The following is a 21639-nucleotide window of genomic DNA, read 5'->3' on the forward strand; positions in this document are numbered from 1 at the left end:
TAATCGCAACGGGAAAGGCCTATATTCGCCAATCGTCAGACCAGATGCCAATCGCCCGCAAGAGCGGAGGTGCATGGCCGGCACGCAATACGAAACGAAAGCATCTCCAGCAATCGTTGCGTACTGCATCTGGGACGGGGTGCATGAATGGACAGGCTTCCAATTCTTGCCGTGGATCTCGACAGGACATTGATCGACGGCAACATCCTGCATGAGGCCGCCTGGGAATATGCCTCCAGAAACATCTGGGGCTTCTTGCAGGCGCTCGTCCTGCTGCTGCTCGGCAGGGCGCAGTTCAAGGCGCATCTGTCGCGATGCGTGACGGTCGACCCCGCCCGGCTCGCCTATAATCCCGAGGTTCTGGACTACATCCGGGACTGGCGGGCGCAGGGCGGGAAAGCGGCCCTGGTGACCGCCACGGACCAGCACGTCGCCAAGGCCATTGCCGACCATCTGGGGCTCTTCGACGAAGCCCATGGCTCGGACGGGACGCACAACCTCAAGGGAAACCGCAAGGCCGGCTTTCTCGTGCAGCGCTACGGAGCGGGCGCCTACGACTATATCGGCGATGCCCACGCCGATCTCCCGGTCTGGAATTCGGCCCGCAAGGCCATCACGGTGGGGCTGTCGCCGATGGAACGGAACCAGGTGCATTCCCTCGGCGGGGAGGTGGTCCACCTGCCCGGCACCCGGAAGGACATCGGCCCCTACATCAAGGCCCTTCGGCCCCATCAATGGGCGAAGAACGTGCTCGTCTTCCTGCCGTTGATCGCCTCCCACGAGACCTCGCCATCGATGTGGTTCAACGGCGTCGCCGCCTTCATCTGTTTCAGCCTGGTCGCTTCGAGCGTCTATGTGCTGAACGACCTGCTGGACCTGTCCGCCGACCGCATCCACCCGCGCAAGTGCAAGCGGCCACTGGCCTCCGGCGCGCTGCCGATCGAGCACGGGACATGGATGGTGCCTGCCCTGCTGCTGGGCGGGTGCCTGTTCGGCCTGCTTGTCCAGAGCCTGGCCTTCTTCGGGGTCATGGCGCTCTACTACCTGCTCACCCTGGCCTATTCGCTCAGCCTGAAGCGCAAGCTCATCATCGATATCTGCACGCTTGCCGGGCTCTATACGCTGCGCATCTTCGCCGGCGGCACGGCAGCCGGCTTGCCGATCTCGGAATGGCTGCTGGCGTTTTCGATCTTCTTTTTCTTCTCGCTCGCGGCGGTCAAACGACAGGGGGAACTGGTCGACACCGCCCATTCCGGGCATACCAAGGTGGCCGGGCGCGGCTATGAGTGCGACGACCGCCTGATCGTGTCGATGATGGCCGTCAGCTCCGGCTATGTCGCGGACCTCGTGCTGGCGCTGTATCTCGATTCGCCGACGGTCCGGCAGCTCTACGCGCACCCGGTCTATCTGTGGGGTATCTGCCCCATCCTGCTCTACTGGATCAGCCGCATGGTCATGACCGCGCATCGCGGCTGGATGGACGACGATCCCATCGTGTTCGCCATGAAGGACCCCGTCAGCCGCTATTGCGGGGTGATCGTATGTCTGGTCATCACGGCCGGGGTCGTGTGACCCATGCTGCAACTCGTCATCCGCTACAGCCTCTTCGCGGCGATTGCGACTATCGTGAACCTCGCGACGCAGCGCCTGGTGCTGGCAGCCTCCGGGACGGCCGGCGGCATGAGCTTCGCGCTCGCCATCCTGGCCGGGACGGCGACGGGGCTGCTGACGAAGTACATCCTCGACAAGAGATGGATCTTCTTCGACACCTCCACCGGCCTCGCCACCCACGGTCGGAAGTTCGGCCTCTACACGGTCATGGGCATCGTCACGACCATGGTCTTCTGGGGCACCGAGACGGCCTTCTGGCTCGCCTGGGGAACGGATGTGGCGCGGGAAGCGGGCGCCGTCATCGGCCTGACGGTCGGCTATGTCATCAAGTACAATCTCGACCGCAGGTTCGTGTTCACCCTCCGGAAAGCGGAGGCGTGAGCAATGGAGATTTGCGGCTGGGGGCGTTTTCCGCGGGTCGAGTGCCGGATCGGCTTTCCGCATGACGAGGAAAGCCTGCGCAGGCTCGTCACCTCCGGCCGCAGCATCGCCCGCGGCAACGGCCGCGCCTATGGCGACAGCGCCCTCAACCCCGCCCGCACCATCGACATGACCGGCTTCGACCGGATGCTGGCTTTCGAGCCGCAAACCGGGTCGCTCACCGTGGAGGCCGGCGTCATTCTCGGCGATATCATCGAGGCCTTTCTGCCGCGCGGCTGGTTCCCGCCCGTGACGCCCGGCACCAAATTCGTCTCGGTGGGCGGCATGATCGCGGCCGACGTGCATGGCAAGAACCACCACAAGCACGGTTCGTTCGGCGCCTTCGTGGAGTGGATTGACCTCATGGTCGCGGACGGCAGCGTGCTGCGCTGCTCGCGCGGCGAAAACCCGGACCTCTTCGCCTTCACCGTCGGCGGCATGGGGCTCACCGGCATCATCCTGCGCGCGGCCATCCGGCTGATGCCGGTCGAAAGCGGATGGGTAAGGCAACAGACCATTCCCGCCTGCTGCCTGGCGGACGCCATCGAAATCTTCGAACGGTCCCGTAGCTGGACCTATTCGGTGGCCTGGATCGACTGCTTCGCGCAAGGCAACGCGCTTGGCCGGTCCATCGTCATGCTGGGGGAACATGCCGTCCGCGCGGAACTCGACGGCAGCACGAAATCCACTCCCTACGCCATGGCGCCCCGGCGCAGGCGCCGCCTGCCGCTGGACGCGCCCCGCCTTGCGCTCAACCGCTTCTCGATCCGCGCCTTCAACGCATATTACTACGCAAAAGGCCGGCGAAACGCCGGTTCGAGCCTCGTCGACTGGGACAGCTATTTCTATCCGCTGGACACGATCCTCGACTGGAACCGCATCTACGGACGACGGGGCTTCGCGCAGTTCCAGTGCGTGCTGCCGCTCGCCACGTCGCTGAAGGGCCTGAGCGAATTGCTGGCGGCCATTTCGAGCGCCCGCCAGGGCTCGTTCCTTGCCGTGCTGAAACGCATGGGTGCCCAGGAAAGCCGCTTCTCCTTCCCGATGGAAGGCTACACGCTGGCGCTCGACTTCCCCGTAGGCGCCGCCAGCCTGGCGCTGATGGAACGGCTGGATGCCATCACCCTCGCCCATGGCGGACGCTTCTATCTGGCCAAGGATGCCCGCATGAATGCCGCGACCCTCGAAAGGGCCGACCCGCGCGTCGGCGCCTTTCGTGAAATGCGCAGCATCTCGGGCGCCGCCCACCATTTTTCCTCATTGCAGTCGGAGCGGCTTCTTCTCTGACACCCCGGCACTGGAGGTCTGCACGCATGGAACCGATCATGGCGACACAGAAAAGGTCCCTGCTGGTCATCGGCGGCACCTCCGATATCGCGAAGGAGACCGCGCTCACCTTTGCCCGCAACGGCTGGACCGTCATCATCAGCGGCCGCGATCCGGACGATATCGCGGCCGAGGCGGCCAATCTCGAACTGCGCGTGCCGGGCAGCAGGGTCGCGGCCGCAGCACTCGACATACTCGATACCGAAAGCTTCGTGCCGTTCCTCGACCGCCTGCCTTCCCTGCCGGATGCGGTGCTGTGCGCCGTGGGCCTGCTCGGCAACCAGGGACAGGCCGAGCGCGACCCCGCCCATGCCTCGCTGATCATGCGCTCCAACTTCGAAGGCCCCGGCCTCTTGCTCGGCCTCATCGCCGATCGCTTCGAGGCGCGCGGCCGAGGCGCGATCATCGGCATATCCTCGGTGGCGGGCGATCGCGGCCGCGCGTCGAACTATGTCTACGGCGCCGCCAAGGCGGGGCTTTCCGCCTTCCTTTCCGGGCTGCGCAACCGGCTCGCCGGCAAGGGTGTGCATGTGCTGACGGTCAAGCCCGGCTTCGTCAGAACCCGGATGACGGCCGGCATGAAGCTTCCCGCGGCGCTGACCGCCGAGCCGCGCGAGCTTGGCGAGGCCATCTACCGGGCCGTCGAGAAGCGCAGGAACGTCATTTATGTGCGGCGCGTGTGGCGGCCGATCATGTTCCTTATCGGGTCCATACCGGAAACGGCATTCAAGAAGATGTCGCTATGATCTTTATCAACTCAAGACGCCCCGCAAGCAAGGACCGTGGAACCATCATGGTTTCATGGATCGACGGGCTGAAATCATATTCCGGTCTTCTGGCCACGAGCCAGCATGACTACGGCCCTCATTTCCGGCTTGCGATCGCCATGCAGGCCGTTTTGGCGGTGCTTGGCGCGGCATTTCTGGTCATGCTGTTCGCGGACGGGTCCTATTTTTCCTTCGTCATCGCCGCTGACCAGCCATGGACCTTGCACTGGCACCGTTTCCCGGCGCGCGCCACCGCCTTCCTGTTCACCGCCGCCCCGGTCTGGCTCGCCAACAAGCTCTTCCACATGCAGGGAATTCCGCTTGTCCGCCTCTATTCCTTCGTTTTCAGCCTGGTCATCCTGCTCCAACTCATAGCCGTCTATAAACTCGCCGGAAAAAATCACAGGAACCTCCTGCTCTTTCCGCTGCTTGGCTACGTTCTCGGCCCTGCGCTGGGATATGGCTTCCCCTCCGAGATGATGCTGTCTCCGGGATTCTTCTGGATCTGTCTTTTCCTGCTGATTCAGGACAAATCAAACCTGATTTATTTTTATATGTCGGAAACGCTTTTATTATTCACGCATGAGCTATCTATAATATTATTTTCTCTCATTTTCGTATCGTATTTCTATTTCATAAATAGAAAAAATATAATTCATATTATATACATAGTATCTTTGACCTGCGTCTGGGCTTACCTGAAGCTGTCCGGGTCCAGTTCGGGCGGAGATGGAAACATCATCTATGTCCTGGACCCAAGAAGGGTTCTCAACAATCCAACGCTTTGGCTTGTCATTCTCCTTATGGGGGCCGGCTATTTCAGCGCGAGGATAGGTTCGGCCAGAGTCAGGATCGCAACGTTCCTGTCTTCGGCCATCCTCATATTTTGCATTTTCATCTATGCCGGGTTCAACTTTTCCAATGGGCGCTACGATTCCGCGAGAACCGTCGCGGCATTCGCAAACCTGGCTCTCGGAATAGTCTTCCTTCTGGGGCAGATGGAAAAGCGACGAGACGCATCCGTACTGTGGAGACCTGTCGACAGGCAACGATCCGAAAGGTCTTCCCGCTTCCTCGCCGCGTCCTCATTGATCGCCGTGTTCCTGTCTTCGGCGATATTCCTTCACCAGTGGAACGGCATCAGGGACGAGGTCGTCGAATCGACGAACGCCGGCGTGGGCTCCGGCCCCCTCAATATGATTCTGTTCGAGGACCTGCCCGGCTCCGACAAATTGAGGACCGCACTGGAACGATGGGGGCCGGGAACGTCGTGGACCTGGCCCTATGCCGGCATCATGGTCGCGCCCGACTATCGCCCCGCCCAGATTGTCCTCGATAGGCGATCCGCCTTTGCATTCTGCGAACGGCAGCGCGGGGTCCGGCTGGGCGACGGCACGAGGATCGATCCCCTGATCCTGGCGCAGATCGCCCGCTTCGCCTGCAGCCAGCCGCCGCCGGAACGGCACAAGGGCCTGCTCGGGCGGATGCGGGAAGCGCTTTTCGGGTAACGCGCCGTTCAGCCGAAGACCCGGCTTACCTGTGCGTGGACATGGCCGAAGGCCTTCTCAGCGCCGGCAATGACCCGCGCTTCCTCCGCCGGCGACAGCTCGACGGCATCGAGGGCGGCGGTGAAGGTGCGCCAGTGCAGGCCGCGCCCTTCCGGGGCGCCGGCCAGATGACGGGCGCCGAACTCTTCCGACAGGCCGAGTTTCTGCGCGTCCTTGAGCAGGAAGGCGGCCCCGAGGTTCGAGCCTTCCGCCACATAAAGCCAGCCGAGCGCGGTGGCCACGTCCACCGCAGCTCCGGCGGCGAAGGCCGGCTGGCCGTCATAGGCCGGCACATTGATGCCGAGATCGGAAAGATCCTGCTCGATCTGGGAAAGCCGGCGCCGCCCCTGCAAATCCGGCAGCATCCGGTCGAGCCCGGCGTCGTCATAGAGGGCATCGATTTCCCGGTGGAAGGCATGCTGGACCGCCACGAACAGCCCGTAGCGTTCGCGGCCGGCAAACGGCTCGCCGGCCATGATCGCCTGGTCGAGGCGTTGATGCGTCTCTCGCGTCGCCGCCTTCAGCCGCTTCGCGCGGCTCGCCTCATCTGCCGTGATACCGGCGTCCAGCACTTCCACAGTCATCATGTCCTTTCCTGCCCCCGGGGCATAGTCACGAACCGCTCCCAAGGCGGCATTTCAGAAGTTGGTCGTCACACTTGCCCTGAAGGTCCGCCCCGGCGCGGGCACGGCTGCAAGGCTCATTGCGTCCATATAGAACCGGTTTGTCAGATTCTCGCCCGAGAAGGAAACCGTCACGCTGTCGTTGACCTTGTAGCTGGCGAAGGCGTCGACCACGGTATAGGGGGCCCATAGCTTCTTGGGCATGATCAGGCCGCCGTCGAGGCTGCTGGGCGCGCTGATCGCCCGCTTGCCGACCTTCGAGACGCGCGCGCCGATCGTCAGCCGCTCGTCGAACAGCCGCACGCCCAGCGTCCCGGAGAGCGTGTATTCCGGCGGGATGTAGTTGGTGGAATAGTCCTCCGGCAGGGAATGGTTTACGCAGCCCGCGACCGGCAATCCGGCGCCATAGCCGGCCACGCCGTCGCAAAACGCGATCCTGCTGTAGCGGATGCCGTTCGCCTCGACGAACCAGGAGCCGGCGTCGTAGGAGGCCGATGCCTCCGTGCCGGCGAATTTGGCGGCGCCCATATTGTAGGGAATGAGCATTCCCAGCCACGGATAGCTGGCTTTGGTGAAGGTGCCGCGGGCGATGTAGTCCTTAATCGTGTTGTCGAAATAGGCGACCTTGAGGCGAAGCTTGTCGCCGGGCACGAACACATCGTCCTTCAGCACATTGGCCCCCAGCTCCCAGTTCTGCGAGCGCTCCGCCTTCAGGTAGGGGTTGGGGAAGAAGTCATACTTGAAATTGGCTTCCGTCAGGCTCGGCCCGCGATAGCCGGTGGTGTAGTTGGCGAAGAGCTGCACGCTATCCACCGGCGTCAGCACGACGCCGAGATGCGGCGACCAGCCCGAACCGTCGAGCGCATTGCGCGAGATGCCGTATTCGTCGAGGAAATACTGCTCGTATTGCGGGTAGTTGCGGTAGGAAACCCGGTCCTTGGTCTTGTAGGCGGTGTATCGGAGGCCGCCATTGAAGCTCAGCCAGTCCAGGGGCGCATAATCGAAGCGGGCGAATGCGCTTCCTTCGTGCCGGCGGCCGTTCTGCGGCAGATACCAGTTGCCTTCGTCCAGCGGCTTGGTGTCCTCCAGCAGGTAGGAGGCGCCGTAGTTCAGGGTCAGGTCGCCGTAATCGGAATGGAAGGAGGAGGTATTGGAGATTTCCGACCCCACCATGTAGGTGTCGATGGGAACGATCGAGCGGCTGTTGATCGGCAGGGTGTTCGGGTCCCAGATGACGGGCGTCGCCGAGCGCGTCTTCTGATCCAGCAAGGTGCCCCACACATTGAAGCGCAGGTCGATCAGGTCGCTGTCGTCGGGCTTGTAGCCATATTTGGCGATCAGCCTGTGCGCCGTCACCTGGTTCGGCTCCTGCTGGCCGACAAAGTCCCAGCCGAAGCGCGACACCTGCGAGGGCATCACCTCGCCGAAATCGCTGTCATAGTAGACGTAGCTGGCCTCGACGCTGTGGCCGCCGTCGAAGCTGGCCTTGCCCTTGACATAGGCGGACAGGACCTCGCGCTGGCTGTTGACGATCTCGCTGTCGCGCTTGACGGCGGTGATCTGGTGTTCCTGGAAGGAGCCTTCGGTGGTCTCCTCCAGGATGGTATCAGGGCCGTGCCTGCCGGTGAAATAGTTGCCCTGCTTGCGGCGGGCCAGGCCGGCGACGATTTCGGCGTCCCCGAAACGACGGGCCGCGACGATGCTGCCGTGGCCGCTGGCAATATCGAACAGGCCGGGAGCGCCGATCCTCTTGTCGAAGGTGCCGATCGGCGGTGCGCTCACGCTGTTGCTGGACACGCTGCCGCGCAGGCGGATGCCCCAGTCCTTGCCTTCCCTGATGATGTCGTCGGCATCGAGGGTCCGCATGTTGATGACGCCGCCGATGCTGCCGGCGCCGTCGGCGCCTGCGCCCGGCCCCTTGGTGATGTCGATGCCGGCCAGCAGGTCCGGATCGACATAGGTGCGGTTGGAGGCGCCGAAATAGCCGAGATAGACGGGCACGTTCTGCAAGGTGCCGTCGACCCGCACCGGCGTGCGGTTCATGCCCTGCACGCCGCGTATGTTCACCTCGATCGCCGGGCTGTTGCGCCCGTCCGCGGCGATGACGCCCGGCGTGTTGCGGAAGATGTCGCTGGTCGAGGTGCCCCCTGTGCGGTCGAGTTCCTCGCGCGAGATATGGTTCACCGAAGCCGGCGTCCTGTAGGGCGCGTCGGCGCCGCCCGTGCCGACCACATCGACGGGATCGAGCACCAGGGCACCCTGCGCGTCGACCGGAGCATGAGCGGCCGACACGCGGTCGCCGATCGTCACCGTGTCGGCGCTGGTGAAGCGGTAGGATAGGCCGGTGCCGGCCAGGAGCCGCGACAGCGCCTCCTCCTGCGTCATCGTTCCCGAAAGCGCCGGGCTGGTGCGGCCGGCAACGACGCCCGAGGGCAGCAAGAGCCTAAGCCCGGCCTGATCGGCGAATATGGTCAGCGCCGCACCGAGATCCTGGGCGCGGACATTGACCGAAACGGTGCGCGCGGCCTGCGCATGCGCGACGCCTGTGCCCCACGCCCCCGCCGCCAGCAGCAGGGCGACCGAGCCGAGAAGCCCCGCCCTGAACCGCCTGAAACCGTAATGCCAGCCTTGCCCCGAAGCCACTTTGCGCATGAATACCCGTCCTGCCGTGTTGACACCCTTCGAGGACGTGGCTGGCAGCTTTCGCTTATGCTGCCGGGCACTCGTGCTTCGGCGCGGTCTGGCTTGGTCCTCATCCCCTAGGACGAAATGACGGGCACGATCCTGCACCGGAAAATCGAATAAACTTGATATTTTCTATCAACTTATTGATATCAAAGCGTTCTATTTTCGTCCCTGGCGTGCGGCCCTACCGGATCACCGTCACGAACGGCAGCCGGGTGACATGCACCGGCAAGGTCTGTGCCATGACCTCCAGCACCGAATCGGGATCGGCAAGGTCGAACACGCCGGTCACTTCCAGCGCCCGCAGGCGCGCCCCGGCGATCACGATCGGCCCGGCTCGATAACGCTCGATCTCGGCCACCACTTCGCCCAGCGGCCGGCGGTTGAAGATCAGCTTGCCGCGGCGCCATGCGGTCGCCATTTCGGCATCGACCGTCTCTATGGCCGACACGACGCCCCGCATGTCGTAGCGCACGCGCTGGTCGGCATGCGCGACGACCGGCGCCGCAGGCCCGGTCCTGCCCGAAACGCCGACCGCGCCTTCCAGCACCGTGACCACCACCTGTCGCGGGCGGATATCGACGTCGAAGACGGTGCCGAGGGCGCGCGCCTGGCCGCCATCCGCCTCGACGACAAAGGGCCGCGCCGCATCATGGGCGACGGTGAAGGTCGCCTGCCCCCGGAACAGGCGCAGGGCCCGGATGCTTTCGCTGAAATCGACCGAAAGCGCCGATCCCGCATTGAGGAATGCCGTCGAGCCATCCGGCAGGCCGATGCTGCGCTGCTCGGCAATGCCGGTCACATGGTCGGCAAACAGATGCGGCCCCAGCACGCCGCTGCCATAGAGGGCCACGCCCGAAATCGCGGCCACGCCGCCGCCCAGCACCGCGCGGCGGGTGACGCGGGCGCGCTGCGCCTTGCGCTCGGCCTGCCGCACAGTGCTGCCGGCAAGGCCCACGCCGTCCCAAATGGCTTGCGCTTCCCGCGCGGCCTCTTCATGGGCGGGGCTGCGCTTGCGCCAGCGGTCGAAGGCGGCATGGTCGGCCTCACCGGCCCGGCCGGAATGGAGCCGGACCAGCCATTCCAGCGCTTCGTCGCTCAGGCCGGTGTCCATCTGTCGCTCCTCACGATTTTGCCACGCTCCCGCAAAGGCGCACCCCGGAACCAGAGCCCTCTATAGCAAGGACGAATCCAGGCCCGGGAACTTGCACCCTGCCCGCGAAAAAAGCTCAGGACTGGTCGCGGAAATGGTCCCGGCAATGGCGCAGCGCCTGCATCAGATAGCGTGCGACCATGCTTTCGGACACCTCGAGCCGGGAGGCGATCTCCCGGTGGGAAAGCCCGTCGCAACGGTTCATCAGCAGCGCGGCGCGCGGTTTCGGGGGAAGCTGCGCCAATGCGAGGACGAGAAAGCGCAACTGGTCACGATCGATAACCACCCGCTCCGGCGAGGGGCAGCCATCCTCAATGGCCTGGAGCACCGCCTCGTCGCTGACGCAGCGGGCCGAATGACGCCCCTCCTTGCGGGCAAGGTCGATGGCGATGTTGCCGGCCACGCGCAGGATGAAGGCGTGCTGGTCGCGAATATCGACAGGCTGGCCCTTCATCCGCGACAGCCGCAGCCAGGTTTCCTGCAAGGCATCCTCGGCCAGTTCGCGGGAGCCGGTCTGGCGCTTCAGCCGCGCGCACAACACGCTCCACTGGCGCAGATAGACGGAGATCAGTTCGTGATACGCATCCGAGGCGGCGGCACTCATGGTCATCGCTGTGTTGCTGGAACCGGAGGCTCCTCTTAGCGACATCGAAAAAGTGACGCAACATCAATGATTTGGAGAAGTTCTAAACAACGCGCCAGGGCTGCCCGCCGACAGCCCTCGATTCACCGCGCCGTCAGGCCCGAACCCGGATCAGAGATCCACATAGCGCGCATGGACCACGACGCCCCCTACCGCGTCCAGCCTGTGGATGAAATAGGCGAACGGTTCCTGCACCGGGCGCGACTTGGCCGCCTGGCCGTCGAGATCGAGGCCGATCTGGAAGGCCGGGCTGCCGGCGACCGTGCACAGCACCCCGTTCCATATTGCCTGATAGGGCCGATGGACGTGACCGGACAGGATGCGCAGGCTTCCGGAATAGGCGCGCACCAGCCTGGCCAGCCGCTCACCACCCTCGACAAGGCCGCGCCGGTCCATGGCGCCGATCCCGGAATCGAAGGGCGGGTGGTGCATGAGCACCAGCGTCGGCCCGGCATGGGCACGGTCCAGCCTGTCCTCGAACCAGTCCAGGCTTTCCTCGGCCAGACGGCCCTCGACCTTGCCTTCGATCAGCGTATCCAGCGCCAGGATGCGAAGATCGCCATGGCTCGCCTCATAGTTCAGATAGGTTCCGGCCGCGAACGGAAGACGGTCGGCGAAGGCGGCGCGCATGGTGGCGCGCCGGTCGTGATTGCCGGGAATGACGAAGACCGGTACCGACAGCGGCGACAGCACGTCCTTCAGCAGCGCATAGTCTTCCTCGGTGCCGCCATCGACCAGATCGCCGGTCAGCATCACCGCCTCGACGGCGGGCGTGAAGGCCGCGATGTTGGCGACCAGCTTGCGGGCCGCTTCTGTGGCATCGGCTCGCACCAGCGCCGATTCCGGCCTGTCGGAAAACAGATGGAAGTCCGAGATATGGGCGATCAGCATGAGCAAGTCCCGACAATGTCACGGCGCCCGCAGCCGCGGACCGGCCGCCGCGAATGGCAGCCGGAAGCGGACCGCAGGACCATTACCAGCGGAAGGAAGGTACCATGAAATCGGGCACGAGCCCGGTTTCGGCGAACAGGCGCGCGCAATCCTCCGGATCGGGCATCCCGCCGGTCCAGTGCAATTGCTTGTAGTGGATGCCGCCGGCCACGAAGATGCTGCCCAGCGCCGCCATGCGGGCACCGGCCACGTCGTGGTCGAGGGAATCGCCGATCGCCGCCACACGTTCCGCCGGCAGCCCGAGCAGCTTGAGGCAGGTGGCGTAGATGCGCTGATGCGGCTTGCCGTGATAGCGAACCGCGCCGCCCAGCGTCTCGTAGACACGGGCGACGGCGCCCGGTGCCTCCAGCAGCTTGCCCTCGGGGCTCACCCGCACGAAGTCGGGATTGGCGCAGATCATGGGCAGGCCGCGCGCGGCCGCCTTCCGGAGCAGGCCGTTCCATCCCTGCACGGACTGATAGGCAGGTTCCATGCTGAGCAGGAGGAGGAAATCGGCGTCGTCGACCTCCCTGACCAGTTCCAGGCCAAGCCCGTCGGCCAGGTGGTCCTCGCCATCGCGGGCCATCAGCAGGCACCGCTTGCCGAGCCCCGCATAGAAGGGATCGGGATCGTTCAGGATGGCGTCGCGAGCATCGTCGCCGGCCGGCATCACGGCCTTGTAGAGCGAGCGGTCGAAGCCCATCGCGGCCAGCAGGTCCTCGTTCTCGGCCGCGCGGCGCCCGGAATTCGCCCAGGCGCTGCAACGCCTCGACGGCCCCGGCATAGGCGCGCTTGCCGTCATGCAGCACGCCCCATTGGTCGATGAGGAAACCGTCATATCCGGCCACCGCCTCGGCCACACCCTTCACCGAAGTGAAGGATGTGGCGGCGGCGCGGACGGCCTCAGGAGATGCGAGAACGGACATAGGCCGAGATGCCTTCACTGATGACGACGATGGCAAGGATGGCGATCAGCACGACCAGCACCTGCGACCAGGCGAAGCCGTTGATCGAGGCGTAGAGCTGGAGGCCGATGCCGCCGGCGCCGACGAAGCCGAGCACGCTCGATTCCCGCACGTTGATGTCCCAGCGGTAGATCGACGTGCCGATCAGCACCGGCTGGATCTGCGGCATGATCGCGGTGGCGTAGACTTGCAGGGTACGCGCACCGGTCGCCTCGATGGCCTCGATCTGGCCGTGGTCCACCTCCTCGATCGCCTCGGCGATCAGCTTGGCGATGAAGCCGACCGAACGGGCAGCCACGGCGAAGATGCCGGCCAGCGGTCCCGGACCGAAGATCGCCACGAACACCAGGCCCCAGATGACCGTGTTGATCGAGCGCGACGCCACCAGGATGGCGCGGCCGAGCAGCCAGGTGGCCGAGTTGAGGGTGGTGTTGCGGGCCGCTAGGAAGGCGACCGGCAGCGCCAGCACGATGGACGCCATCGTGCCCAGCGTGGCGATGTGGATGGTCTCGATCAGCGGCTGGATGATGACCGGCAGATATTCCCATCTCGGCGGCCACATGCGGGTGACGAGATCGAGCGCCTGCTCATGGGCATCGGCGAAGAAGGCCCATTCGATATCGAGGGCCGACACCGACCAGGCGGCGGCGAACGCCGCGCCCGCGAGCCACAGCCACTGGACCAGCCGCTCGCGCGGGGTGTAGCGCTGCCAGATGTCAGGATAATTCTTGGTGTTCACCGCAGCTTCCTCCTCACCCAGTCACTGAACCATTCACCAAGCGCGACCATGGCGGCGATGGTGAGCAGGATGGCACTCGAAAAATCGAAGTCGTAACGCGAGAACGACGCCGACAGCGTCTGGCCGATGCCGCCGGCACCGACGATGCCGATGACGGTGGAATGGCGCAGATTGGCGTCGAGCCGGTAGATGATGACGCCGAGCGTCTTGACCAGCACCTGCGGGGTGACCGCGTAGAACACCACCTGCCAGAAGCTCGCGCCGGTGGCACGCACCGCCTCGACCGGACCTTCCTTCATGTTCTCGATGTCTTCCGCCAGCATCTTGCCGAGGAAGATCGCCGAGGCGAAGGCCAGCGTCAGCAGGCCGGCGATGGGACCGAAACCGAACAGCTTCACGAAGAAGATGGCGATGACGACCTCGTGGAAGGTACGGCCGACCACGATGAGGCCGCGCGCCGCCAGATAGAGCGGCTTCGGCGCCAGGTTGCGGGCGGCGCAGATGCCGAGCGGAATCGACAGCACGATGCCCACGATGCTGGCCGCGATGGCGATCTGGACGCTTTCCAGCATGCCGGTCACCAGGAGCGGCCAGCGCTCGAAGTTCGGCGGGAACATGCGCGTGATGATGTCCAGCGCACGCGGCAGGCCGGCGACGGCACGGGCGAAATCGATGTCGATGGTGGTCAGCGACCACACGAGGTAGACGATGACGCAACCCCAGAAGACGGCGCGCTTGAGGCGCGTGCCGAACAGGGTCGGCGGCCGCCATGCGGCGGCGCGGTCGGAACTGGCGAGGACGCTCATGACCCGGTCGCCTCGCCGTCGTCAGCCGGAGGATTCCAGTCCTCGTCGCCATAGATGCGTGCCAGCGCCTCGTCGGTCAGGTTGGCCGGCACGTCGTCGAAGACGATGCGGCCATCGTTGAAGCCGATGATGCGGTCGGCGTGCGCCTTGGCCAGCGCCACGTCATGGATGTTGATGATGGCCGGCGTCTTGCGCTCGTTGACCAGTTCGCCGACCAGACGCATGATCTGGCGCGACGTCTTGGGGTCGAGGCTGGCGGTCGGCTCATCGAGCAGCAGCAGCTCCGGCCGCTGCATCAGCGCGCGGGCAATGCCCACGCGCTGGCGCTGGCCGCCCGAAAGGGCGTCGGCGCGGCGGTTCTCGTAGCCTTCGAGGCCGACCCGGTCGAGCAGCTCGAAGGCCGCCCGGATATCCTCGGGCGGGAACTTGTAGCGGATCGAGTTGAAGGGAATGGCGTAGATGATGCGGCTGTGGCCGTGGAGACGCGCATGGGCGAGCGCAAAGCCCAGCGAGGCCAGCGTCTTGCCGCCGCCGGTCGGCACGTTGAGCGTGAAGAATCCCGGCTCCATCCGCGCGCCGGAACGGACATGGGCGAGGATTTCGCCCCGCAGACGGCCGAGATCGCTGTCACTGGCCAGCTTCGCCATATGCGCGTCGAACCGCGCGGTGAAATCCGGCAGCAGGTCCTGAAGCAGAGGCCATTCGCGGTCGGGCTGCAAGCCCTCCAGCTTCGCATAATAGGCCTCGGTGTTGCGGAAATCGGCATCGACCAGACACGAGAACAGAAAGCGCGTGACCACCGAAAGATCGAAACACGCATCTTCACGGCTCTTTCGTGCCGAAAGCTGGCGCAGCAGTTCCGGCGGCATCAGCCCGGTCAGATCGGCCTTGATTTCGCGTTCCCAGATCGGATCGAGCCGCCCCTGAAACTCTTCCAGCCGGCGCCTGACGCAATGGCCGAATTCGTTCTGCTTGTCCGGCAGGCCGGCATGGTGGCCGAGGATCGCATAGACGATGAGCTGGGCGACATCGGCGTCCATGCCGCTGGTGCGGTCGCGCAGCACCACGGCACCGGCCGTCGAATGATCGACGCGGATCTCCGCCCCGTTGAGCCGCTTCTGGAAGGCCTCGGCATATTTGCCGAGATCGTGGAACAGGCCGGCGGTGAAAGCCGCCTTTTCAAGACCGAAACGTATGGCGAACGAGGCCGCCAGCTCCGCGGTCTCGTAAAGATGATCCCGCAATGCCTGCCAGTCGCTCCGGTCGGCGAGCCGACCGGAATGCGCGAAATAGTCCATGCGCCCCCGCGACATGCTCGTTTCACCGGGAAGCAGCCTATCCGATTCGCCTGGCCCGGCCAGCTTGGCCCATTGGGCCAGACCGCTTATATGTTGCGGCGCTTGCCTTCCATGAGATCCAGCACGGCGCGGGCGGCGTCGAGCACATTGGTGCCGGGGCCGAACACGGCGGCCACGCCATGGTCGAGCAGGAACTTATAGTCCTGACGCGGGACGACGCCGCCCACCACGACGATGACCTCGTCGGCGCCCCGCGCTTTCAGTGCTTCCACCAGTTGCGGTGCCAGCGTCTTGTGGCCGGCCGCCAGCGACGACATGCCGACGACCTGCACCTTGGACTTCACCGCAAGGTCGGCCGCCTCGTCCGGCGTCTGGAACAGCGGGCCGGCGATCACCTCGAAGCCGAGGTCGCCGAAGGCCGAGGCGATCACCTTGGCGCCGCGGTCGTGCCCGTCCTGTCCCAGCTTCGCCACCATGATGCGCGGCGAGGAGCCCAGCGTCCTGGCGAACTGGTCCAGCCGATCCACCAGATTCTCGTATTCCGGCTCGCCCTTATAGGCGGGGCCGTAGACCTCGCGCACCACCTTCGGCACGGCGGAATGGTCGCCGAAGGCATCGCGCATGGCGTCGGAAATCTCGCCGAGCGTGGCGCGTGCCCGTGCCGCCTCCACGGCGGCTTCGAGGATGTTGCCCTTGCCCGAGCGGGCCACCTCGCGCAGGCGCGCCAGCGTCTCTTCCGTCCGCTTCGGGTCGCGCTGGCGCCTGGTGCGCTCGATGCGGGCGATCTGCGCCTCGCGCACCGCCTTGTTGTCGATGTCGAGAATGTCGATCTCGTCTTCGGTTTCGAGGCGATATTTGTTGACGCCGACGATCACCTCGTCGCCGCGGTCGATGGCCGCCTGCTTGCGGGTCGCCGCTTCCTCGATCAGCCGCTTGGGCAGCCCCTCGTTGACGGCTTTCGTCATGCCGCCCATCGCCTCGACTTCCTCGATCAGCTTCCAGGCGGCGTCGGCAAGCTCCTTGGTCAGGCTTTCGACATAGTAGGAGCCGGCCAGCGGATCGACGACCTTGGTGACGCCCGTCTCGTGCTGGAGGATGAGCTGGGTGTTGCGGGCGATGCGGGCCGAGAATTCGGTCGGCAGTGCGATCGCCTCGTCGAAGGAATTGGTGTGCAGCGACTGGGTGCCGCCGAGCGCCGCCGACATCGCCTCAAAAGCCGTGCGCACGATGTTGTTGTAGGGGTCCTGCTCCTGCAGGGACACGCCGGAGGTCTGGCAATGGGTACGCAGCATCAGGGAAGAGGATTTCTTCGGCTCGAATTCCTCCATGATCCGCGTCCATAAAAGCCGCGCAGCGCGCAGCTTGGCCGCTTCCATGAAGAAGTTCATGCCGATGGCGAAGAAGAAGGACAGCCGCCCGGCAAAGGCGTCGACATCCAGCCCCTTCTTCAGCGCGGCGCGCACATATTCGCGCCCGTCGGCCAGCGTGAAGGCCAGTTCCTGCACCAGTGTCGCGCCGGCCTCCTGCATGTGATAGCCGGAAATGGAGATGGAGTTGAACTTCGGCATCTCCTTCGCCGTGTATTCGATGATGTCGGCAACGATCCGCATCGAGGGCTCGGGCGGATAGATATAGGTGTTGCGGACCATGAACTCCTTGAGGATGTCGTTCTGGATTGTGCCCGACAGCTTGGCGCGCGGCACACCCTGCTCCTCGCCGGCGACGATGAAATTGGCGAGCACGGGAATGACCGCGCCGTTCATGGTCATCGACACGGAAATCTGGTCGAGCGGAATGCCGTCGAACAGGATCTTCATGTCCTCGACGGAATCGATGGCCACGCCGGCCTTGCCGACATCGCCGACGACGCGCGGATGGTCGCTGTCATAGCCGCGATGGGTGGCGAGGTCGAAGGCCACGGAAACGCCCTGCTGGCCGGCAGCCAGCGCCTTGCGGTAGAAGGCGTTCGATTCCTCCGCCGTCGAGAAGCCGGCATATTGGCGGATCGTCCACGGCCGCCCGGCATACATGGTGGCGCGCGGCCCGCGCACGAAGGGCGCGAAGCCCGGCAGGCTGTCCAGATGCCCGACGCCTTCGAGATCGTCAGCCGTATAGAGCGGCTTGACGGGAATGCCTTCCGGCGTGTTCCACATCAGCGCATCGGGATCGCGCTTGACCTCCTTTTCGGCCAGCGCCCGCCATTTGTCGATTTTCGGATCGGTCATCATTCGAACTCCATGATGAGTTCGTCGACGGCCAGGCTTACGCCCGGCTCGACGGCGACGCGCTTGACCTTGCCGCGCTTTTCGGCGCGCAGGACATTTTCCATCTTCATCGCCTCGACGGTGGCGAGCGCCTGTCCTTCCTGTACTTCATCGCCCTCTTGCACGGCTATGGCGGTGACCACGCCCGGCATCGGGCACAGCAGCATCTTCGACGTATCGGGCGGAAGCTTGACCGGCATCAGTTGCGCAAGCTCGGCGACGCGCGGGCTGCGCACATAGGCCTTGGCATCGATGCCGCGCCAGCGCAGCCGCGTGGGCGAGCCATTGAGCGTCACCTTCACGCCCATGGCCTCGCCATCCACCGTGAAGCCGGCATGGGTGGCGCCCGGCAGCCAGTCACCCGCCACGCTCACGCTCGGACCATCCGCGAAGGTGACGATGTCGCCGGCCTCGCCTTCGGTCACGGCAAGCGCGAACTCGTGATCGGCCACCGTCGCCACCCAGTCCTTGCCGATGGCGCGCGGATGGTTGGCAAGCACGCCCGAAATCTGGGCCGCCCGGCGGGCGAGCTTCACATGGATGAAGGTCGCGACGGCGGCGAGCAGGCGCGCCTGGCGCTCGCTTGGCGTGACGCCGGCAAAACCGTCCGGAAACTCCTCGGCGATATAGGCCGTGGTCAGCCGGCCCTCGCGAAACCGCTGCTGGTCCATCACCGCCGACAGGAACGGCAGATTGTGGCCGATGCCCTCGACCTCGAAATCGTCCAGCGCGCGCCCCATCGCCTCGATCGCCCCGATGCGATCCGGTGCCCATGCGCACAGCTTGGCGATCATGGGATCGTAATGCATGGAGATTTCGCCGCCCTCGAACACGCCGGTGTCGTTGCGGATGACGGTGCCGTCCGGCTGCTCGCCCTCCGCCGGCGGGCGGTAGCGCGTCAGCCGGCCGATGGAGGGCAGGAAGTTGCGATAGGGGTCCTCGGCGTAGAGACGGCTTTCGATGGCCCAGCCGTTCAGCTTCACATCGTCGTGCGCGATGCGCAGCTTTTCGCCGGCCGCCACCCGGATCATCTCCTCCACCAGATCGATGCCGGTGATCAGTTCGGTCACCGGATGCTCGACCTGCAGGCGGGTGTTCATTTCGAGGAAGTAGAAATTGCGGTCGCCATCGACGATGAACTCGACCGTGCCGGCCGAAAAATAGCCGACCGCGCGCGACAGGGCCACGGCCTGTTCGCCCATGGCCTTGCGCGTCGCTTCGTCGAGGAAGGGCGACGGGGCTTCCTCAATGACTTTCTGGTTGCGGCGCTGGATCGAGCATTCGCGCTCGCCGAGGTAGAGAATGTTGCCGTGCTTGTCGCCCAGCACCTGGATCTCGATGTGACGCGGCTGGGTGACGAATTTCTCGATGAAGATGCGGTCGTCGCCGAAGGAGGATTTCGCCTCGTTCTTCGACGACTGGAAGCCCTCGCGCGCCTCGGCATCGTTCCAGGCGATGCGCATGCCCTTGCCGCCGCCGCCGGCCGATGCCTTGATCATCACCGGATAGCCGATCGAGCCCGCTATGCGGACGGCCTCGTCCGCATCTTCGATAAGCCCCATATGGCCGGGCACGGTGTTGACCCCGGCTTCCACCGCCAGCTTCTTGGAGGTGATCTTGTCGCCCATGGCCTCGATGGCCTTGACCGGCGGACCGATGAAGGCGACGCCCTCCTGCTCCAGCGCTTCGGCGAAGGCGGCGTTCTCCGACAGGAAACCATAGCCCGGGTGAACGGCATCGGCGCCCGTCTTGCGGATGGCTTCGAGGATCCTGTCGATGACGATGTAGGACTGCGACGACGGCGCCGGGCCGATATGGACCGCTTCATCGGCGAGCCGCACATGCAGCGCCTCGCGGTCGGCGTCGGAATAGACCGCGACCGTCCTGATGCCGAGCTTCTTCGCGGTACGGATGACCCGGCAGGCGATTTCGCCGCGATTGGCGATGAGGATCTTCTTGAACATCAGCCGGTCTCAGCCCCTAAAGGTTCAATCTTTGAATTTCTTTTCATACGGCATGGTGAGAATGGCCGAGGCCGTCACCACGCCGCCGAACACGAAGGCGAAAGGCGCGATGATCAGCAGCGCCGGAATGATCGGATTGGCCGCCCGCCCGATCCGCGTGCCGATCCCGCCAATGTCGAGCCAGATGAGGGCCACGGCGGTGAGCGCGCCGATCAGCGCGCCAACCGCGGCATTGATCGCCATGAAGCGCAACATCTGCCGGTGGTCCTTGCGGGCCTCCTCCGGCGTCAGCTTCGGCTTGTCCATCCTTCCCATCGGCCCGTACAGCGGCCTCTCCGTCAAAGCGGCATCGTATCATGCTTGCGCCAGGGCCCCTCGACCTGCTTGGTGCGCAGCGCGGCGAAGGCGCGCGCGATGCGGCGGCGCGAGGAATGCGGCATGATCACCTCATCGATAAAGCCGCGCTCGGCCGCCACGAAGGGGTTGGCGAAGCGCTCCTCATACTCGGCCGTGCGCGCAGCGATCTTTTCCGCGTCGCCCAGTTCCGAGCGGTAAAGGATTTCGGTCGCGCCCTTGGCGCCCATCACCGCGATCTCGGCGGTCGGCCAGGCATAGTTGATGTCGGCGCCGATATGCTTGGAGGCCATGACGTCATAGGCCCCGCCATAGGCCTTGCGGGTGATCAGCGTCACCATCGGCACGGTGGCCTGCGCATAGGCGAACAGGAGCTTTGCGCCATGCTTGATGACGCCGCCATATTCCTGCGCGGTGCCGGGCAGGAAGCCGGGCACGTCCACCAGCGTCAAAAGCGGAATGTTGAAGGCATCGCAGAAGCGCACGAAACGCGCGGCCTTGCGCGAGGAATCGATGTCGAGGCAGCCGGCCAGCACCATGGGCTGGTTGGCGACCACACCCACGGTCTGGCCCTCGATGCGCATCAGGCCGGTGATGATGTTCCTGGCGAAGGCTTCCTGGATCTCGAAGAAATCGCCCTCGTCGGCGATGGCGGTGATCAGTTCCTTCATGTCGTAGGGCTTGGCCGCCGAATCCGGCACCAGCGTGTCGAGCTTCATGTCGATGCGCGCCGGATCGTCATGGAAGGGCCGCACCGGCGGCTTCTCGCGGCTGTTGAGCGGCAGGTAGTCGAACAGCCGCCGCACGCCCTCCAGCGCCTCGATGTCGTTCTCGAAGGCCCCGTCGGCCACCGAGGATTTCTGCGTGTGGGTGCGCGCCCCGCCCAGCTCCTCGGCCGTCACGATCTCGTTGGTGACGGTCTTCACCACGTCCGGCCCGGTGACGAACATGTAGGAACTGTCGCGCACCATGAAGATGAAGTCGGTCATGGCCGGCGAATAGACCGCGCCGCCCGCGCACGGCCCCATGATCACCGAAATCTGCGGCACCACGCCCGACGCGTCGACATTGCGCTTGAATACATCGGCATAGCCGGCGAGCGAGGCGACGCCTTCCTGGATGCGCGCGCCGCCGGAATCGTTGAGGCCGATCACCGGCGCGCCGTTCTTCACGGCCATGTCCATGATCTTGCAGATCTTCTGCGCATGGGTTTCCGACAGCGAGCCGCCGAGCACGGTGAAGTCCTGCGAAAACACATAGACCAGCCGGCCGTTGATGGTGCCCCAGCCCGTCACCACGCCGTCGCCCGCCACCTTCTGGCTGGCCATGCCGAAATCGGTGGCGCGGTGGGTGACATACATGTCGAACTCCTCGAAGGAGCCCTCGTCCAGCAGCACCTCGATGCGTTCGCGCGCCGTCAGCTTGCCCTTGGCGTGCTGGGCGTCGATGCGCCGCTGGCCGCCGCCGAGGCGGGCTTCGGCGCGGCGCGCCTCCAGTTGATCGAGAACGTTGCGCATCACAATGCCTCCTGCGCGGCGGGCCGC

Annotated in this window: 18 protein-coding genes; 5 read left to right on the plus strand and 13 right to left on the minus strand. The window is 65.0% G+C overall.

Translation table 11 applies throughout. The features are described 5' to 3' along the window. Window positions 1–147: 147 nt before the first annotated feature. The 5 genes from ACVCNR_RS05185 to ACVCNR_RS05205 are packed head-to-tail and all read left to right on the plus strand — an operon-like array spanning window position 148 to window position 5632. A complete protein-coding gene (locus tag ACVCNR_RS05185; RefSeq protein WP_447074023.1) occupies window positions 148–1572 on the plus strand; it encodes a UbiA family prenyltransferase in 1425 nt (474 codons plus the stop codon). A gap of 3 nt (window positions 1573–1575) precedes the next feature. Further along, window positions 1576–1992, plus strand: a complete 417-nt coding sequence (locus ACVCNR_RS05190) for a GtrA family protein (protein ID WP_354194025.1) — start codon at window positions 1576–1578, stop codon at window positions 1990–1992. A 3-nt stretch (window positions 1993–1995) separates the two neighbouring features. Continuing rightward, window positions 1996–3318, plus strand: a complete 1323-nt coding sequence (locus tag ACVCNR_RS05195) for an FAD-binding oxidoreductase (protein WP_354194024.1) — start codon at window positions 1996–1998, stop codon at window positions 3316–3318. Window positions 3319–3356: 38 nt separating this feature from the next. Next, window positions 3357–4103 carry an SDR family oxidoreductase gene (locus ACVCNR_RS05200; protein WP_447074024.1) on the plus strand — a complete coding sequence of 249 codons (747 nt, stop codon included), beginning with the start codon at window positions 3357–3359 and terminating at the stop codon, window positions 4101–4103. Continuing rightward, window positions 4100–5632 carry a hypothetical protein gene (locus ACVCNR_RS05205; RefSeq protein ID WP_354194022.1) on the plus strand — a complete coding sequence of 511 codons (1533 nt, stop codon included), beginning with the start codon at window positions 4100–4102 and terminating at the stop codon, window positions 5630–5632. The genes ACVCNR_RS05200 and ACVCNR_RS05205 overlap by 4 nt, the downstream gene beginning before the upstream one ends. Before the next feature lie 8 nt (window positions 5633–5640). Here the strand turns inward: ACVCNR_RS05205 and ACVCNR_RS05210 are convergent, their stop codons facing one another. The 13 genes from ACVCNR_RS05210 to ACVCNR_RS05270 all read right to left on the minus strand — a co-directional run bounded on the left by ACVCNR_RS05210 (window position 5641) and on the right by ACVCNR_RS05270 (window position 21612). After that, window positions 5641–6255, minus strand: a complete 615-nt coding sequence (locus ACVCNR_RS05210) for a biliverdin-producing heme oxygenase (RefSeq protein ID WP_354194292.1) — start codon at window positions 6253–6255, stop codon at window positions 5641–5643. A gap of 54 nt (window positions 6256–6309) precedes the next feature. After that, window positions 6310–8946: a TonB-dependent receptor gene (locus ACVCNR_RS05215; protein WP_447074025.1), complete on the minus strand. Its 2637-nt coding sequence runs from the start codon at window positions 8944–8946 to the stop codon at window positions 6310–6312. A gap of 217 nt (window positions 8947–9163) precedes the next feature. Beyond that, entirely contained in the window at window positions 9164–10093 is a 930-nt protein-coding gene (locus tag ACVCNR_RS05220) for a FecR family protein (RefSeq protein WP_447074026.1), read from the minus strand. 115 nt (window positions 10094–10208) lie between these two features. Further along, the gene (locus tag ACVCNR_RS05225) at window positions 10209–10742 is read right to left on the minus strand and encodes an RNA polymerase sigma factor (RefSeq protein WP_354194019.1); all 534 of its coding nucleotides are present in this window, start codon (window positions 10740–10742) and stop codon (window positions 10209–10211) included. A 144-nt stretch (window positions 10743–10886) separates the two neighbouring features. Continuing rightward, a complete protein-coding gene (locus ACVCNR_RS05230) occupies window positions 10887–11666 on the minus strand; it encodes a phosphodiesterase (RefSeq protein WP_447074027.1) in 780 nt (259 codons plus the stop codon). Between the two features lie 82 nt (window positions 11667–11748). Beyond that, window positions 11749–12507, minus strand: coding sequence for an HAD hydrolase-like protein (locus tag ACVCNR_RS05235; RefSeq protein WP_447074028.1), 759 nt, complete (start codon window positions 12505–12507; stop codon window positions 11749–11751). Window positions 12508–12608: 101 nt separating this feature from the next. Then, window positions 12609–13409, minus strand: coding sequence for a phosphonate ABC transporter, permease protein PhnE (phnE, locus tag ACVCNR_RS05240; protein ID WP_354194016.1), 801 nt, complete (start codon window positions 13407–13409; stop codon window positions 12609–12611). After that, the gene (phnE, locus tag ACVCNR_RS05245) at window positions 13406–14215 is read right to left on the minus strand and encodes a phosphonate ABC transporter, permease protein PhnE (RefSeq protein WP_354194015.1); all 810 of its coding nucleotides are present in this window, start codon (window positions 14213–14215) and stop codon (window positions 13406–13408) included. The genes phnE (ACVCNR_RS05240) and phnE (ACVCNR_RS05245) overlap by 4 nt, the downstream gene beginning before the upstream one ends. Further along, the gene (locus ACVCNR_RS05250; protein ID WP_447074029.1) at window positions 14212–15528 is read right to left on the minus strand and encodes a CRISPR-associated endonuclease Cas3''; all 1317 of its coding nucleotides are present in this window, start codon (window positions 15526–15528) and stop codon (window positions 14212–14214) included. The genes phnE (ACVCNR_RS05245) and ACVCNR_RS05250 overlap by 4 nt, the downstream gene beginning before the upstream one ends. 71 nt (window positions 15529–15599) lie before the next feature. Next, a complete protein-coding gene (scpA, locus tag ACVCNR_RS05255) occupies window positions 15600–17738 on the minus strand; it encodes a methylmalonyl-CoA mutase (protein ID WP_447074030.1) in 2139 nt (712 codons plus the stop codon). Further along, on the minus strand, window positions 17738–19741 hold the full coding sequence (locus ACVCNR_RS05260) for an acetyl-CoA carboxylase biotin carboxylase subunit (protein WP_447074031.1): 2004 nt from the start codon (window positions 19739–19741) through the stop codon (window positions 17738–17740). The genes scpA and ACVCNR_RS05260 overlap by 1 nt, the downstream gene beginning before the upstream one ends. 24 nt (window positions 19742–19765) lie before the next feature. After that, a complete protein-coding gene (locus ACVCNR_RS05265; protein WP_447074032.1) occupies window positions 19766–20047 on the minus strand; it encodes a hypothetical protein in 282 nt (93 codons plus the stop codon). A 32-nt stretch (window positions 20048–20079) separates the two neighbouring features. Further along, the gene (locus ACVCNR_RS05270; protein ID WP_354194006.1) at window positions 20080–21612 is read right to left on the minus strand and encodes an acyl-CoA carboxylase subunit beta; all 1533 of its coding nucleotides are present in this window, start codon (window positions 21610–21612) and stop codon (window positions 20080–20082) included. Window positions 21613–21639: the final 27 nt, after the last annotated feature.

This window comes from Aquamicrobium terrae, from assembly GCF_052978165.1.